The 15,639-nt window shown below is 61.0% G+C and carries 16 protein-coding genes; 4 read left to right on the forward strand and 12 right to left on the reverse strand.

The window, feature by feature from the left end; genetic code table 11:
• Positions 1 to 59 precede the first annotated feature (59 nt).
• From So717_RS09925 to So717_RS09940, 4 genes are read right to left on the reverse strand one after another with little or no spacing between them, the layout of a single operon-like run.
• Positions 60 to 1,268, reverse strand: a complete 1,209-nt coding sequence (locus tag So717_RS09925) for a beta-ketoacyl-[acyl-carrier-protein] synthase family protein (RefSeq protein WP_159976719.1) — start codon at positions 1,266 to 1,268, stop codon at positions 60 to 62.
• Positions 1,269 to 1,274: 6 nt separating this feature from the next.
• A complete protein-coding gene (locus So717_RS09930) occupies positions 1,275 to 1,532 on the reverse strand; it encodes an acyl carrier protein (RefSeq protein WP_159976721.1) in 258 nt (85 codons plus the stop codon).
• A gap of 35 nt (positions 1,533 to 1,567) precedes the next feature.
• A complete protein-coding gene (locus tag So717_RS09935; RefSeq protein ID WP_159976723.1) occupies positions 1,568 to 2,668 on the reverse strand; it encodes a UDP-3-O-(3-hydroxymyristoyl)glucosamine N-acyltransferase in 1,101 nt (366 codons plus the stop codon).
• Between the two features lie 31 nt (positions 2,669 to 2,699).
• Positions 2,700 to 4,235 carry a L,D-transpeptidase family protein gene (locus tag So717_RS09940; protein ID WP_238840786.1) on the reverse strand — a complete coding sequence of 512 codons (1,536 nt, stop codon included), beginning with the start codon at positions 4,233 to 4,235 and terminating at the stop codon, positions 2,700 to 2,702.
• On the opposite strand from So717_RS09940, the gene So717_RS22270 reads away from it, so the two are divergent.
• Positions 4,234 to 4,377, forward strand: a complete 144-nt coding sequence (locus So717_RS22270; protein WP_238840788.1) for a hypothetical protein — start codon at positions 4,234 to 4,236, stop codon at positions 4,375 to 4,377. The genes So717_RS09940 and So717_RS22270 overlap by 2 nt on opposite strands.
• A 239-nt stretch (positions 4,378 to 4,616) precedes the next feature.
• Positions 4,617 to 5,186, forward strand: coding sequence for a peptidoglycan L,D-endopeptidase MepK (gene mepK, locus So717_RS09945; protein ID WP_159976727.1), 570 nt, complete (start codon positions 4,617 to 4,619; stop codon positions 5,184 to 5,186).
• A gap of 461 nt (positions 5,187 to 5,647) precedes the next feature.
• Here the strand turns inward: mepK and So717_RS09950 are convergent, their stop codons facing one another.
• From So717_RS09950 to So717_RS09985, 8 genes are all read right to left on the reverse strand, one after another.
• Complete coding sequence (locus tag So717_RS09950) at positions 5,648 to 6,298, reverse strand: response regulator transcription factor (protein WP_159976729.1); 651 nt, start codon at positions 6,296 to 6,298, stop codon at positions 5,648 to 5,650.
• Complete coding sequence (locus So717_RS09955) at positions 6,282 to 8,633, reverse strand: cache domain-containing protein (protein WP_159976731.1); 2,352 nt, start codon at positions 8,631 to 8,633, stop codon at positions 6,282 to 6,284. Before So717_RS09955 ends, So717_RS09950 begins: the two co-directional genes overlap by 17 nt.
• A gap of 147 nt (positions 8,634 to 8,780) precedes the next feature.
• Positions 8,781 to 9,209, reverse strand: coding sequence for a GAF domain-containing protein (locus So717_RS09960; protein WP_159976733.1), 429 nt, complete (start codon positions 9,207 to 9,209; stop codon positions 8,781 to 8,783).
• A gap of 203 nt (positions 9,210 to 9,412) precedes the next feature.
• On the reverse strand, positions 9,413 to 10,153 hold the full coding sequence (locus tag So717_RS09965) for an anti-sigma factor family protein (RefSeq protein WP_159976735.1): 741 nt from the start codon (positions 10,151 to 10,153) through the stop codon (positions 9,413 to 9,415).
• Complete coding sequence (locus So717_RS09970) at positions 10,143 to 10,676, reverse strand: RNA polymerase sigma factor (RefSeq protein ID WP_238840790.1); 534 nt, start codon at positions 10,674 to 10,676, stop codon at positions 10,143 to 10,145. The genes So717_RS09965 and So717_RS09970 overlap by 11 nt, the downstream gene beginning before the upstream one ends.
• Positions 10,677 to 10,847: 171 nt before the next feature.
• Positions 10,848 to 11,432, reverse strand: a complete 585-nt coding sequence (locus So717_RS09975) for a YceI family protein (RefSeq protein ID WP_238840792.1) — start codon at positions 11,430 to 11,432, stop codon at positions 10,848 to 10,850.
• 119 nt (positions 11,433 to 11,551) lie between these two features.
• Positions 11,552 to 12,364, reverse strand: a complete 813-nt coding sequence (locus So717_RS09980; protein ID WP_159976740.1) for a GNAT family N-acetyltransferase — start codon at positions 12,362 to 12,364, stop codon at positions 11,552 to 11,554.
• Complete coding sequence (locus tag So717_RS09985; protein ID WP_238840795.1) at positions 12,361 to 13,032, reverse strand: GntR family transcriptional regulator; 672 nt, start codon at positions 13,030 to 13,032, stop codon at positions 12,361 to 12,363. Before So717_RS09985 ends, So717_RS09980 begins: the two co-directional genes overlap by 4 nt.
• Positions 13,033 to 13,270: 238 nt before the next feature.
• Here So717_RS09985 and So717_RS09990 point away from each other — a divergent pair, with 238 nt between their 5' ends.
• Positions 13,271 to 14,254 carry an ABC transporter ATP-binding protein gene (locus So717_RS09990; RefSeq protein WP_159976742.1) on the forward strand — a complete coding sequence of 328 codons (984 nt, stop codon included), beginning with the start codon at positions 13,271 to 13,273 and terminating at the stop codon, positions 14,252 to 14,254.
• Between the two features lie 38 nt (positions 14,255 to 14,292).
• A complete protein-coding gene (locus tag So717_RS09995) occupies positions 14,293 to 15,558 on the forward strand; it encodes an ABC transporter substrate-binding protein (protein WP_238840839.1) in 1,266 nt (421 codons plus the stop codon).
• Positions 15,559 to 15,639: the final 81 nt, after the last annotated feature.

Here is a 15,639-nt window from a genome sequence, read left to right on the forward strand (position 1 = left end):
CAACCGTGGAGGTCAACATAGTCGGTGATGCTGGACGTGTCGGGTGGTCTGCGGAGGCTCTAGGCGGCCCGCAAGGCGAGCACCGCATTCATCCCGCCAAAGGCGAAGGCGTTGGAGATGGCCACCTTGACCTTCGCCTCGCGCGCCTCGTTTGGCACCACGTCCAGCGCGCACTCCGGGTCCGGCTCTTCATAGCCGATGGTGGGGGCAATCACCCCGTCTCGCAGGGCCATGATACAGGCCAGCAGTTCCACAGCACCGGTGCCGCCGATCAGATGACCGTGCATGGATTTGGTGGAGGAGATCATCAGCTTGTCGGCATGCGGGCCAAAGACATCGGCGACAGCGGCGCATTCCGTCTTGTCGTTGGCCGCCGTGCCCGTGCCATGGGCGTTGATATAGCCCACCTCATCGCGATTGATGCCCGCATCGCTAAGCGCGCCCGCCATCGCGCGCGACGCCCCATTTTTGGAGGGCATCACGATGTCACTGGCGTCGGACGACATTGCAAATCCTGCGACTTCGCACAGGATCTGGGCGCCACGGGCGCGGGCGTGTTCGTATTCCTCGAAGACGAACACGCCCGCGCCCTCCCCTTGGACCATCCCGTTGCGATTGGCGGAAAACGGGCGGCAGGCATCTCGGCTCATGACGCGCAACCCCTCCCAGGCCTTCACGCCGCCAAAGCACAGCATGCTTTCCGACCCGCCGGTGATCATCGCCGGGGCCATGCCGGAGCGGACCATGCTAAAAGCCTGCGCCATCGCGTGGTTCGACGAGGCGCAGGCCGTTGACACCGTGAAGGAGGGCCCCTTGAGGTTGTGCTCCATGCTGACGTGGGAGGCGGCGGCGTTGTTCATCAGCTTCGGCACGACGAAGGGATGCACGCGGTTCTTGCCGTCTTCATAGACCGAGCGGTAATTGTCGTCCCAGGTGCTGACCCCGCCGCCTGCGGTTCCCAAGACGACGCCGGATTTCGCCGCGAGCTCGCCGCTGAAGATAATGCCCGACTGGTCGATGGCTTCCTTGGCAGCCGCCAGCGTGAACTGGGTGAAGCGGTCATAAAGCGTCATCTGCTGGCGGTTGTAGCGCCCTTCCGCCTCAAACCCGCATACCTGCCCGCCAATCTGGATCGACAGCCGCTCCACGTCGCGCAGCTCCAGCGGGCCGATGCCACACACACCCTCCCGCATGGCGGTGAGGGTCGACGGCACGTCATGCCCCAGCGCGTTGATCGTCCCGGCTCCGGTGATGACGACGCGTTTCATCGTCTGTCAGCCCTGCTCCGCCTGCAACCGCTCTATGCCCGAGATAATGGAGGCCACAGTCGAGATGTCAAAATCCGACGCCTGCGGCTCATTGGCGTTGAAGGGCACGGTGATGTCGAACTCCTCCTCGATGGAGAAGATGCTTTCCACCAGGCCGAGGCTGTCGATGCCCAGCTCTTCGAGGCTGCTGTCCACGCTGATATCAGACGGCTCAAGCACGGCCTGCTCCGCGATGATGGCGATGACTTTGTCCTTGATGCTCATAAGCGCCGGTCCTCTGCGGTCCTTCGCCTTGGGATTTAGTCACTCTCGCCTGATTTGAAAACCGCTTTTTGCAAGGCCGCCACGTCCCGCAGCAGGCGCGGCAGGCGGCGGGTGGCTTTGTAGGTTTCCACATGGGTGTCCATCTTCACCGCCGGGTAGCCGAGGATGGAGCGTCCCGCAGGCACATTGGTCAGGATCTTGCTGCCACCGCCCGCAATCACGCCGTCGCCGATGAAGATGTTGTCGCTGACACCGACCTGCCCGCCCAGGATCACGAAATTCCCGATATCCACGGAGCCCGCGATGCCGACACAGCCGCAGAGCAGACAATCGGTGCCGATCACGCAGTTGTGGCCAATATGCACGAGGTTGTCGATCTTGGTGCGGTCACCCACCACCGTGTCGCGGATGGTGCCGCAATCAATCACCGCGTTCATGCCGATCTCGACGTCATCGCCAAGCACAACAGCCCCCAGCGAGTGGATGCGGGTCCAGGACTGGGCCTGGGTGTCTTCCTGGCTGCCCAGCGTGCTGCGGGTCGCCTCGACGGCGGAACGATCAGGCGTCACATAGGAGAACCCATCGCCGCCAATGCGCGCACCGGGTTGCGCGATGAAACGCGCGCCGATGCGGACGCGTGCCCCAATACCCACACCTTCGCGCAGGAAGGCGCCCGCACCCACTTCCGCATTCCAGCCGATGAAGCATTGCGGCCCGATCACCGATCCTGCGCCGATCCTGGCGCCTGCACCAATTACCGTGAGCGGGCCAATGCTGACGCCCTCGCCCAGCTCTGCCGTCGGGTCGATCACGGCTGAGGGGTGAATGCCTTCGGCAAACCCCTGCCCCGGGTCCATCAGCTTGGTGATGCCCGACATGGCATAGCGCGGGCGGTTTGGAACGATTGCGGCCTTCAGACCCAGCGCCTCCCAATCGGCCCCCTCCCAAAGCAGACCGACCTGCGCCTGCCCGGCGCTGAGCGTGTCGGCGTAGGTCTGATTGGTCGCAATGGCGAGGTCACTCGGCCCCGCCGTCTGCGGTTCCGCCGCGCGCGACACACGCAGCGTCAGATCTCCGAACGCCTGCGCGCCAAGCGCGCGGGCAATTTCTTCGACGCTGTGGCTGATGTCTGACATGCTGTAGCCCCCGGGGTATCCGGGCGCAGATCTACCCCTGAACCGCGCGTAAGGCCACCCCTGCTTTGGACAGCGCCTCCCAGATGCGCCCGTCACGACCGTAGATGTCGCGGCGGAACTGGGTGCGGCCTTTGCTGTCGGTAAAGGCGGTGCGGTAGATGATGTGCACCGGCACCGGCTCTTTCAGGTCCACCTGCTGTTCCTTGCCGGTGGCGAGCTTGGCCTGAAACAGACCTTGCGGATCGCTGGTCTGCTTGGCCAGCAGCGCGTAGGCAAAGTCAAACGGATCTGCCAAACGGATACAGCCGTGGCTATAGGCCCGGACCTCGCGGCCAAAGAGATTCTTGGCAGGCGTGTCGTGCAGGTAAATGTTGTGCTTGTTGGGGAACATGAACTTGACCAGCCCCAGCGCGTTGCCCCGGCTGGGAGGCTGGCGCATGGCGAAAGGAAAGGTGCGCGCTGTGAACTGAGTGAAATCCACGGCAGAGCGATCAATGCGGCGCCCGTTCCGGTCGGTGATCTCGATGTGGTTCACCGCGTTTGGGTTGGCCTGCAGTTCCGGCAGATACTCCTTGGTCACAATGGAGCGCGGCACATACCAGCTGGGGTTGATCACCATGAACTCCATCACATCGGAGAACTCGGGCGACTGGCGGTCGCGCTCGCGGTGCCCGATGACCGAGCGGGTCTCGAAGGTAGTCTTGCCATTGTCGATGATCTTGGCAGTGAAATCGGTCAGGTTGACCTCGATGTGACGCTTTCCGCGGTCGCGGTTCACCCAGCGTTCGCGCTCCATCGCCACGATCACCGATTGCAGCCGCTCCTGAACGGAGACGTTGATCTCAGCCATTGTTCCGGGGCCTGCAACACCGTCCTGCTCCAGCCCGTGGGCGCGCTGAAAGCCCTGCACGGCGGCGACCATCGTCGCGTCGTAGCTCTGGCCAGCGGTCCGTTTCATGTATCCCATGCGCACCAACCGGTCCCGCAGGGCCACCACAGCTGCTCCCGACGCGCCAGGCTTGAGCGTCTTGGATGGCACGGTCTGACCCCAACCGCCCTGCGCAAGCAACCGCTCCAGGCGCAGTTTCTCTTTCATCAAGGCGGTGTATTCCCGCGTGCGTGGCGCCAGGGCCCGGAAAAATCCCTTGGGCGAGGATTTTGCGAAATTCACCAGATAGGAGCTGCGGTCGCGGTAAGGCACCTTGCGCACAATGGCCTTGTCGATCCGGCTGGGGATCAGCACGCCGGTCTGCAGATCACGGGCGAATTGCAGAAAGACACGGCTCATCTCGACCTCGAGCAGGCCCATATCTCGCGGTGTCCGGGCCGCCTGCATTTTGGCCTGCAGTCCCACAACATCGTAACGTGCCGCCGGCAGACCATGATCGTCAGCCGCATCCAGCGCCTGAATAAGCGCCGCCCGGCGGTTCCTGTCGCGGCCCTTGCCGGTCCAGATCCCTTCGAACCCATTGGCTTGATAGAACGCGGCGATATCCTCGTCACGTGCCGCAGCTTCGGCGACGGCCTGCTTGAAGGCGGTGTCTTGCGCCGTTGCTTGCGTTGGCATGACCGCGCTCATCACGGCAAAAAGCAGCGCCACCGCTGTGACAAAGATGAAAGATTTTCTCAGGCCGAAAGATGCCATTCTGGATACCCCGCACAATTTTGTAACATCGGTTCTGCTGATGCGCGCCAACCCTGTCCAATAACATTTGAGACTTCGGTCAAGGAAAGATGAAGCTGATGCAGAGTTGCATCGCCCAAGCGCAAAACACGCAGACCTTACCAGAGTGGCAAGATTTTGCCTAAAAATGACCATAAAACACCGTTCCCGCGTTCAGGACTTGGTTAACAATCGCCTCTATGACATACCCATGTTGCATCTGGGGAAGAGATGACACCCTCGTGTAACATCACGAGCAAAGGCAGAATACGGGGCGAAGACCACATGACGACAGACACTGCATCGAGCATGTCTCGCCGTGCCATTTTGGGCGCATTCGCGGCGACAGCAATCACAGCAGCACCTACATTCGCAAACGCGGCGGGCTTCCTGCGCGGCGGCGGTGACATCCGACGGATCAAGATGTATTCGGGTCGCACGGGCGAACGGATCGACATGATCTACTGGATCGAGGGCGAATACATTCGAGATGCGGTCAAAGAAATCAATCACTTCATGCGCGACTGGCGCACCGACGGTGTCACGTCGATGGACCTGCGCACAATCGACATCATGTCGGCGGCACACAACCTGCTGGACGCGACGGAACCCTACATGTTGCTCTCGGGTTACCGCAGCCCCCAGACCAATGCGATGCTGCGCTCGCGCAGCCGGGGCGTGGCGAAGAATTCGCTGCACATGAAAGGCCAGGCGGCCGACCTGCGGTTGTCGAGCCGTACGGTTGCGCAGGTTGCGCGCGCGGCGGCAGCCTGCCGGGGCGGCGGAGTTGGTAAATACAGCCGCTCCAATTTCGTCCATATGGACTGCGGTGTGGTGCGGACCTGGGGTCGCTAGAACGCCTGTTTCGCCCCCCTGATACCACGTTGAAAGCGACCGATTGGTCGCTTTTTTTATGAGAGTCTGATCCAGTTTTCGACCACGGGCCATCACAGATGAGCTGGCCGCCCGCCGACACATATGTCGGACGGGCGATAACGACATCCGCGATGGCGTTTGTAACAGTTTGACTTCAGCTAGCACGTGCCGGTCCCGGGGAGGAGACGCTTGGTACGTTGCAACCCGCCAGTGTGATGTGGGTTGCAACGCCCTTCCGGCTTGCCCAAGCATTACGCACTTGAATTCCGATTCCGGATGCGAAAATTGAACTTCAAATGAGCAGCTGTTGAAAAGCAAACTGATAAACTCGTTACTCGATGGCGCGTAACTGCGCCCACGATATCCAACCCACACTGTATCACCGTAATGGGCAAAAACCCGGCGTGGGTAAATTCGCGTTATTGCCTAGGCAAAACTACCTATGCGGCGCCCGGCCCGTCTTTGCCAAAAAGCTGTGTTGTGATGGAGAGATCCACCAGCTCCGCAACCGAGGTTACGCACATCTTCTCCAGGATCCGCGCCCGGTGGTGGTCGACCGTGCGCGGGCTGATGTCGAGCTGGCGGGCGACATCCTTGCTCGAAGCGCTTGACGGGTTTGAGACAAAAATCTGCGCAATCTCACGCTCGCGCTCGGTCAGTTTGCCTAAGCGCACCCGCGCGTTTCGGGCCCTGTCTCGCCCGGCCCGCCGCTGCGTGTCCAGCTCAAGCGCGGCGTCCACCTGCGTGAGCAAGGCGTCCTGCCGAAACGGTTTTTCCAGAAAATCGATGGCACCGCGTTTCATGGCCTGGACGGATTCCGGCACCCCCCCGTGGCCGGTCACAAAGATGATCGGCAGCCCATAGCCCTGCGTCACCAACAGCTCCTGCAGCTGCAAGCCGGACATCTCTGGCATGCCGTAATCCAGGATCAAACAGCCGGGCTGATCGGGGTTGTACCCCTCAAGAAAAGCCTGGGCGGAGGCAAAGACCTCGGTGGTGTACCCCCGGGTGCGCAAGGCACGAGACAGGGAGGTCCGAATATCCTCATCATCGTCAACGATGAACACGCAAGGCTCAGGCGCTGATTTCATCGCGTCTCTCGCTTGTTGTCTTGGGCACCAGCGCCGGTACCGTGAAGCAGAACTGCGAGCGCCCCTCCCGGTCCTGCTGGTACCATAGCGTTCCACCATGGGCCTCGACAATCGAACGGCAGATCGACAACCCCAGCCCCATGCCGTCTTCCTTGGTGGTTTCAAATTGCTCGAACACCTTGGCGTCCTCGTCAAACCCCGGCCCTGTGTCGGTGATGCGGACGACAAGCCCGTCATCAGCGTTCTGCGCCGCGATACAGATCTGGCGCAGGTCCACATTCGCATCGCTGATCGCCTCAATTGCGTTGCGCAAAAGGTTCAGCAGCACCTGCGCGATCTGTACGCGAGAGCCATAGACCGGGTCCAGGTTGTCGATCTCTGTGCGAATGGACACGCCGTTGTCCTTGGCCTCGGCCCCAACCAGATGCAGGGTCTGTTCCATCAACTCTTCAAAGTCGAACTCGGCCCGTTCGACCCCATCCTTTTTCACAAACCCGCGCAGCGCCTTGATGATATCGCCGGCGCGATGCGCATGGCGGTCAGTCTCTTCCAGAATGGTCATCAGCTCCTTTGAATCGTCCATGCCATTTTTCATGGCATAAAGCGCGCTGTCCATATTCTGTGTGATCGCCAGAAGCGGCTGGTTCAGCTCATGCGCGAGGCTCGTTGCCATCTGCCCCATCACATTCACCCGGCTGGAATGTGACAGGTCACGATTGAGCTGCCGGATCTTGCTGTCAGCAGCCTTGCGTGCGCTGATGTCGTCGATGGTGACAACGGCGTGGCGCGGGGTGCCCTCCTCATCGCGGATCACAATGACATTCTCGCTGACCCAGATAACCCCGCCATCTTTGCACAAGAGCCGTTTTTCATGCAGATATTCCGACCGGTTATGGCGCCCGTCCGCAAAGAAGAACCCGGCTACTGCATCATCCGGGTGCGAGATCTCATGCATGGTCCGGTCGAGGATGTCCCTATCCGAATAGCCCAGCATGGCGGCGAACTTGCTGTTGACCCGCATCAAGCGCCCCGTGCCCGCCTCGACCTGCGCCATACCTCGCGATGACAGATCGAACGTGCGCCCGAACTCGGCCTCTGATTTCTTGCGCTCAGCGATGGCCTGAACCAGTGTCTCATTGGCGCGCTCCAGCTCCCGATAGGTTTTGGGCAGCGGCTCCGACGCTGCGATCTCGCCTTGTGACACCAAAGACGAGCGCACAGCGAAGGCGCGCACCGGCTTGTGGATGAAATGGGCCAATGCGAGGCCAAAGACGGCGGTCAGCAGCGCAATGCCCCCAGCAATCCAGATGTTCTGTGTGCGGTTGGCTTTGATCTCACCGGTGAAGTCCGCTTCCGGCGCATAAACCGCAATGGTCCAGGGCAAGGCTTCGCTGATCACCGGCATGACGGTCGACACATAGGTCGACCCTCCGAAATTGAACCGCGAGTAGGTCTCCTGCGCGACCGAGATATCCTTGTTGCCATCTCCGTCCAGATTGCCGAACGCGGCACGGGCAACCGGGTCGCCGATCTCTCCGATATTGACAAAGCGGAAGGTGCCATCGTCATTGGCCGTGCTGATCAGGTCCTGGTTCGGGTGGGCAATCACATCACCATTCTTGTTCAAGATCAGAGCCTTGCCGCTGTCGCCGATATTGAGGCGGGACAGGAATTCGGAAATCGCCTCAATGTCGATATCAACGCCAACAACCCCCTGCAACGCTCCCTCGTCATCAAAGACCGGCGACGCGGCGGTGATGCCTGGCGTCTGGGAGGTGAAGAAAATGTAAGGATCGGTCCAGATGCTGGCGAGCTTTTCGCTGGCGCTCTGATACCACAGCCGGGTGCGCGGATCGAATGTGTCGGCCGGGTCGGTCTGATAGACCACAGCCCCATAGCTGTCGTCGCGCCAGATCAGGTCGGTTGTGCGGCGATCGTCGAACTGGCGCACGATCTTGCTCCGGAACGGCGCCCGCCCCCTGCTGCGCATCACATAGACAAAATTGCCGCTTTCATCACCGTAAAAGAGGCCCGCAAACTGCGGCGAGATCTGTAGCTGCTGGAACAGCAGTTTTTCAAGTTGCCGGACATTGTCGCTGGCGATCACTTGGCTTTCGGCCAGCCGGGTGGCGAGCTCCGCCGCGCCCTTGGCCGGCGTCAGAAACCCCTTGGAGTGTTCGATTGTGTTGGTGCCCACGTCGCTGAGCAATTGGCGCGCATGATCCAGCAAGACCTTTTCAGAGGTCAGAAAGGAGGAAAACACCACAATGGTCACGGCGACAAACTGCAGCCCCGCAAGACAAAGCGCCAGGATCATGCCCAAAGACAGTTTCATGAGACACCTTGTCTGGCCTTGTGCCGCTGCGCAGCCAAAGTCATAGCAGCCCCATCAAAGTCTGCATCAATCAAGCCATTCGCACCGGTCATCTGATATCGATGCTCGTCGTCATCTTCTCCCCCGATCCAGTATTGTCGCATAATTTCAGAATTGCGAAAGATGAAGGCCCTCTGTTTGAGCAATAATCTGCTGCATATCGATCAGGTCAGCCGCCTGCCAGCGGCGCGCCTTTGTATCGGCTGCACAGAGAACTGCCACGGTCTGCCCTTCGGACCCCCACACAGGTGCGGCGATGAAGGCGCGCATGCGGTGCCCGGACAGGATATCCGTCTTGCGGACCAGGGCGTGCGCATAGATGTCGTCAATCGCCAAACCGGGCTGAAGGGTACTCGCATAGGAGGCGAGACGTCGGGCCTGGGCCTGAAAGACGTCGTCCGCCCGCGTGGTCGTGGCCGGCCCTGTGGCGACCAGTTCGGCGCAGTCAAACAGAAAGGCCGCGTCTGTCCCGAGCCGCAGCTTGGCAAGATGGCAAGGCAATTCAAGGTCTTGCGGGGTGCGCGATGGGGTTGACACCCCTCCCGACGAGCCGATGTCAAATGGATGCTCCACCCCCTGCAGAGGCGGGAGATGAAGCGGTGCAGATCCTGTGCTCAACGCCATCTCCCTTCTACGACGAAGCCGGAATTGTGCCTGAAAAAGCCAGACCCGAGAATAGGCAGTATTGCCTAGAGGCGCCGACGAGCGCCGCCTGTGGGGGAATTTCACACGGTTCAAGCCTAGAGGTTCATGGACACAAACCGGTTGGCCATGCGTGACACCATATCGCTGTCGGTACCACCGATTAAAAGATAGTCATATCCGTCCCGCAACCAGCGGGCGGCACTCAGGCCTTCCATCCGCGTCATCTGTGGGGCCGGCGCATCAGGGGAGTCGCTGCGGATGATACAAAGCGCTATGGGCGTGCCCGCCGGTGTTGTAAACGCCAGTTGCACCAGCGGCCTGCCGTCGAAACTCAGCACCTGCGCCCGCTTGTAGTGCGCCTCGGGGACGGTTTGCAGCTGCGCCAGCGCAATATCCTTGCCAATGGCGGCAGCAACGCGTGCCAGTTCGACCTGTTGGGTCATGTCGTCTGGCGCCACATGGGCCAGCGTCGCCTCGGAGTAAAGCGCCTGATAGGCCGCCACATACTCCGCCCAGCCAGGCGGTTCGGGCTGAGCCATCCAGGCCCCTGCCCCGACGCCGATCATCAGCGCGAGACTTGCCGCTGTCGCAAGATGCCATATCGGAGCACGAGCACCAACGGGCGCTATGGCGAGATCCGGCATTACACCCGGTTCAGGCTCCACCATGGCAAAGCTGCGCCGCAGAGCGGCGCGATCGATGGCGAGCGCGTCCAGCCGTTGCTGCAGGGCCGGGTCGCGCGCCAGTGCGGCTGTGATTTCGGCCACCGGCGCGAACTCCGCCTCGCCATCCAGAAAGGCGACAAGCTCCGCGTCCGAAAATTCTCTATCGTGCATGCTTTGGCACCTCCTGATCGCGAAACCTTACCCCCAGCGTCGCGCGTGCGGTCGCCAGACGGCTCATCACAGTGCCAATGGGAATGTCGAGGATCTCGGCCGCATCCCGATAGGAATATCCCTCGATGTACACCAGCATCACGGTCTGGCGCTGGGTCTCAGGCAACCGCAGAACGCTTTGGCGCAGCTCCCGGCCAATCTGGTCCTGTTCCGGGTTTTGCCTTGGGTCCGCAATCTCAGCCTCCTCTACCGCCACCAGACCTCCACCGCGTCGGACGGCCTCTTTGCGCAGCTCGTTCACCCAGATGTTATGGGTGATGCGAAAAAGCCAGCGGTCCAGTTTGCTGCCTGGCTCGAATTGCTCCGCCTTCTCCATGGCGCGCAGGCAGACGGTCTGTGCCAGATCATCCGCCCGGTCCCGCGCCCCGGTCAGGGTCAGCGCATAACGCCAGATCCGCGGAAACACCGCAGGCAGGCCCGCGGAAATCTCTGCGCGGGGGTCGGCGTGTGGCCAGAGTTTCAAGCGCACCCAATCCGTATCAGGCGTGCTGCGTCAGGCATCGGCATCGCGTTTTGGTCTTCCTCCGGTGACAATCAGACAGCCAGTATCACCCTGATCTCGGCCGCCACTCAAGGCCAATGGCTCAACTTCTGCAAAGTCTCTCGCGCCGCAGGGATGTGTGACGGGCACAAGCTACTTTTCAAAGACCATCCGAATGGACACGGGTGACACCCGCGTGATGCCATCGAGGCTTGCAAGCTCCATCAGCTTGTCGATGCCGGCGTCAATGCCCAGATCCTCGGTCGACAACAGGATGAAATCCGCCGTGGTCACCAGAACGCGGTCCTCACCCAGACGGGCCACCAGCATCTCTGTTTCCACGTCAGTTTCTATCCCGACAAAGGCCAAGGTCCCTTCGACATCCACAAGCGCGGTGTCCCCAACGGCAAGCCCGCTCACTTCGGCCATATCAATCTCGCCGGTCAGAGTGGCTGTGGCCGCGCCTGCCTGAAAGACATGTTCGATCATACGCTCGTTGCGGATGTCGATGTTGGTCTCGACAGAGCTGAGGTCAATGGCGATGTTCAACGCACCCGCCTCGCTGACCGTGCCCGTGACGGCGCTGAAATGGTGCAGCTCGCCAAAGCTGTCGTTTTTGATTGATGCAAACCCAACGCTGGACTGCGCGTCGACCGACGTCCAATTGGCATGTCCGCCCGCAAAGGCCGTGGTTGCACTCAGCGCGGCGACCAGGGCAAGCGCAGTGGTTGATGTCATCTTCATATCCTCCAGATTTCACAGAGACCTTTGCATCTCCACACCATCAACAACTCAGCTCGGGACTTTATTCGAATTTATTTTTGAGAAATGTTCCGGACGCAGGCCAGGCCCTCCCGCTACCCCAATTCAAGGGTTGCCACGGCGTAGAGGTCGCTGCCGACCTTCGGGCGCGGGCCGCGATACATCCGCGCGGTTTCAAAGCCGGGGCTCAACTGCAAACTCCTGCAGGCGTCAGCCACGGCCGCTGAGGCGTCCGGCACGTCAATCGTGACATCGCCGTCAAAGAGACCTGAGGCATGGCGGATCAGGCGCAGGACCGAGGCGCTGTCTGTCGCGATCAGCGGGCCGATCTTGGCACCGCTTTGGCAGCGGCGCACGGTGCACAAACCTGCGGAGCCCACAAGTGTTCGTCGGTTGGGTGTGGTTTCGAACCATGTGGAGAGATACGCCGCCTTGCGCACACCGGACGCCGCAGCCTCACGGTCGATCAAGGCGGGGATATCCTTTGCGTTCGCAGGTCGCAGATCCGCGCATGGTTCTGGTGCCACATGCCCAGAGAATCGCGTCGTGCCGCCCGCATGTGCAAAGCCGGAGGCCGCATAGTTGGCCTGCTGTTCGGGCACACCGTCAAGCCCGATGGTGCGCGCTCCGGCGTGTTCCAGTGCATGTTGCCACAGGGCATAGCCGATGCCCTGCCCCCGGCATTCGGGCCGGACGATGTAGAGCCCGAGGAAGGCAAAGCTGTCAGCGTGGTTCACAACCGAGATGGCGGCGACTGGCCTGCCGTCTTTGAGCGCGATGAAGAAACCATCGGGATCTGCCACAAGAAAGGCGGCTGCGTCGTCGACCCCGGGGTTCCAGCCTTCTTGCCCCGCCCAGTCCAGCACCTTCTCAAGCTCGGGCAGCGTCGCCGTTTTGAACGCGATCATCCGCGCAGCGCCTCCTTGAGTGACCGTGTTTCAGTGGGCGGTTCGCGCAGGTTCAGCTGCGACACCAGATCCACCAGATGGCCTTTCATCACTTCCTCCGCCCGGTCGGGATCATTTTGCCGAAACGCGTCCAGCAGCGCGTGATGCGCATGGCTTTCGCACAGTGCGCTGCGGCGCTGCCAGTAGAGCGCGATCACAAGCGAGGAGCGTGAGATCAGCTGTTGAATGAAGGTCTCGATGGTCTTTTGATCGGCCACACGGGCGATTTCCACGTGGAACAGCCCCGAGAGCATCAGCGCCCGCCCTGCATCTCCCGCTGCAAGAGCGGCGTGCTCATCTTCGATGTGCCGTTCCAGATGCGCCACATCCTCGGGTGTCGCCCGTTCGGCAGCAGCGCGGGCGGTTTGCGGCTCCAGCAAGGCCCGGGCCTCAAAGACCTCCCGCGCTTCCTTCACGGACGGTTTGGAGACAAAGGCACCGCGATTGCGTTCGATCGAGACGAGTCCGTCATGCGACAGCGCCCGCAGGGCCTGGCGCACAATGGTGCGGCTGACACCGAAGACCTCGGCCACCTCATCTTCGCTGAGTTTCATGCCGGGCAGGATGCGGTGCGCATGTACCGCCTCGGTCAGCTGGGTCACGATTCCTTCTGCGGAGATATTGGACACGGGGCGTGATGTCTTTCATCGGGTCTGCCTGTTCTCAGTGACAGAGCCGCTGCTGCGCTGCAAGATTGACCTCAAGGCTGCATCATATCGTATACAATATTTGCATATTTTTTGAACAATGAAGCGAGACCCTGCGTGTTCGGGCAGCGTTTCGCGCAGGCTGCGCTGTGGCGGTGCCGAATTGGTTTTGGATCGTGCTGCAGGCCCGACAGTCTTTGCGCAGCAGTTGTGAGGGGATATGGCCCGCGATCTTGATCTGGAGTTTGTCAGCCTGACAAAACGCTATGGCGACACAATCGCCGTCGATGCGGTAAGCTACCACTTTGGCGCGGGCACCTATGCCTGTTTGCTGGGGCCATCTGGCTGCGGCAAGTCGTCGACCCTGCGCATGGTGGCGGGGCATGAGAGCGTGTCGGACGGGTCGGTTTTGCTGGGCGGGCGCGATATTTCACATCTGCCGCCCGCCAAACGCGGCACGGCGATGATGTTTCAGAACTATGCGCTGTTTCCGCATTTGAGCGTCGCCGACAACGTGGCCTTCAGCCTGAAGATGAAGGGGGTGGATGCAGCGGTCCGCGCGCGCCACGCAGGTGAGATGCTGGAACTGGTGGACATGAGCGGCTTTGCCGACCGCCTGCCGGCACAGCTGTCGGGTGGTCAGCAGCAGCGGGTGGCGCTGGCGCGCGCGCTGATCACCGAGCCGGATGTGCTGTTGCTGGATGAACCGCTGTCCGCGCTGGACCCGTTCCTGCGAATTAGGATGCGGGCCGAGTTGAAGCGGCTGCAGCGGGAGCTGGGTATCACCTTCATCCACGTCACCCACGGTCAGGATGAGGCGCTGGCGCTGGCGGATGAGATTGTCGTCATGAATGACGCCCGCATTGAACAGGCTGGTCCCACGCGCGCGGTGTTTGATGCGCCAAAGACCGCGTTTGTGGCGCGTTTTTTGGGGTCGCACAATGTGATCGCGCTGGCCGAGGGCAAAGTCGCCGTGCGGTCGGACGCCTTGCGGATCGGCGCACCAGAAGGGGCGCAATTGCAGGGCAAGATTACGAATATCGAGTACCAGGGCACGCATGTCTCGCTCACCGCCGCAATTGCGGGCGCGCAAGAGGTCACGGCCCTTTTGTCAGACAAGGATTTCTTCGGAGCACCGAAGGATCTGGGAGAGGCCGTTGGTCTCAACTGGGACAGTCAGGCGGCGCATGCGCTTTCAGCCTGACCAAAACCTCAACCAACAGGGAAAAGACAATGACAACAATTCCAAAAATCCGCTATTCACGACGGTCGATGCTCAAGGCCGGGGGGGCTGCGGTTGCGGCCAGTGCACTTCCAGCCCCGATGGTTTGGGGCCAGGCCATCAAGGATGTGACGCTGCGCCAGTTCGGCACCGGGGTGTCCAATCTCAATGAAGTGGCGAACAAGGTGAAAGAAGACCTTGGGTTCACGCTGGAGATGACCGCGCTGGATTCCGACAGCGTGACGCAGCGGGCGGCGACGCAGCCGGACAGTTTCGACATTGCCGACATTGAATACTGGATCTGCAAGAAGGTTTGGCCCACGGGCAATCTGCAGGCCATGGATACGTCGAAGATCAAGAACTACGACAAGATCGTGGGCATCTTCCGCGATGGCAAGCTGACGCCGGAGAGCACGATCGCACAAGGCACCGCGCCGCATTCGGTTGGTTTTGTCGAGGGGGTCGATGGCCGCGAATTCGTGGACAATGAGAGCGGCTGGATGACGCTGATCCCCACGATCTACAATGCCGACACTTTGGGCATCCGGCCTGATCTGATTGGCCGTCCGATTTCCAACTGGAGTGAGCTTCTGAACCCTGAGTTCAAGGGCAAGGCCTCGATCCTCGACATTTCCTCCATCGGGATCATGGATATGGCCATGGTGGTGGAGTCGATGGGGGAATACACCTATCCCGACAAGGGTAATATGACCAAGGAGGAGATTGATCTGACCCTTGGTATCTTCACCGAGGCCAAGAAGAACGGCCAGTTCCGGGCCTTCTGGAAGACCTTTGACGAGAGCGTGAACCTGATGGCTTCGGGGGAGGTGGTGATCCAGTCGATGTGGTCACCGGCGATTACGGCGGTGCGCAGTCAGGGCATTCCGTGTGTCTACCAGCCGCTGGAAGAGGGTTATCGCTCCTGGGGCGGCGGCATTGGCTTGTCGAAATCGCTCTCGGGCATCGAGCTGGACGCGGCTTATGAATACATCAACTGGTATCTCTCCGGCTGGGTTGGCGGTTTCCTGATGCGCCAGGGCTATTACTCGGCGGTGCCTGAAACCTCGAAAGGGTTCATGAGCGCGGATGAATGGGGGTTCTGGTTCGAAGGTAAGGCGGCAGAGGGCGATATCGCAAACCCGTTTGGTCAGGTGATGGAGAAAGCGGGCGCTGTGCGTGACGGCGGGTCGTTCTACGACCGCATGGGCGCAGTGGCCTGCTGGAACGCAGTCATGGACGAGAACCAGTACATGGTGCGCAAGTGGAACGAGTTCATTGCTGCATGAGGGTTCGCCGCCCTTGCGGGCGGCGACCGGCTGGGGGGCGATGCCCCCCAGACCCCCAAGTGAGTATTTTTGGAAGGGTGA

The organism is Roseobacter cerasinus (genome assembly GCF_009811755.1).
Classification (GTDB): Bacteria; Pseudomonadota; Alphaproteobacteria; order Rhodobacterales; family Rhodobacteraceae; genus Roseobacter; species Roseobacter cerasinus.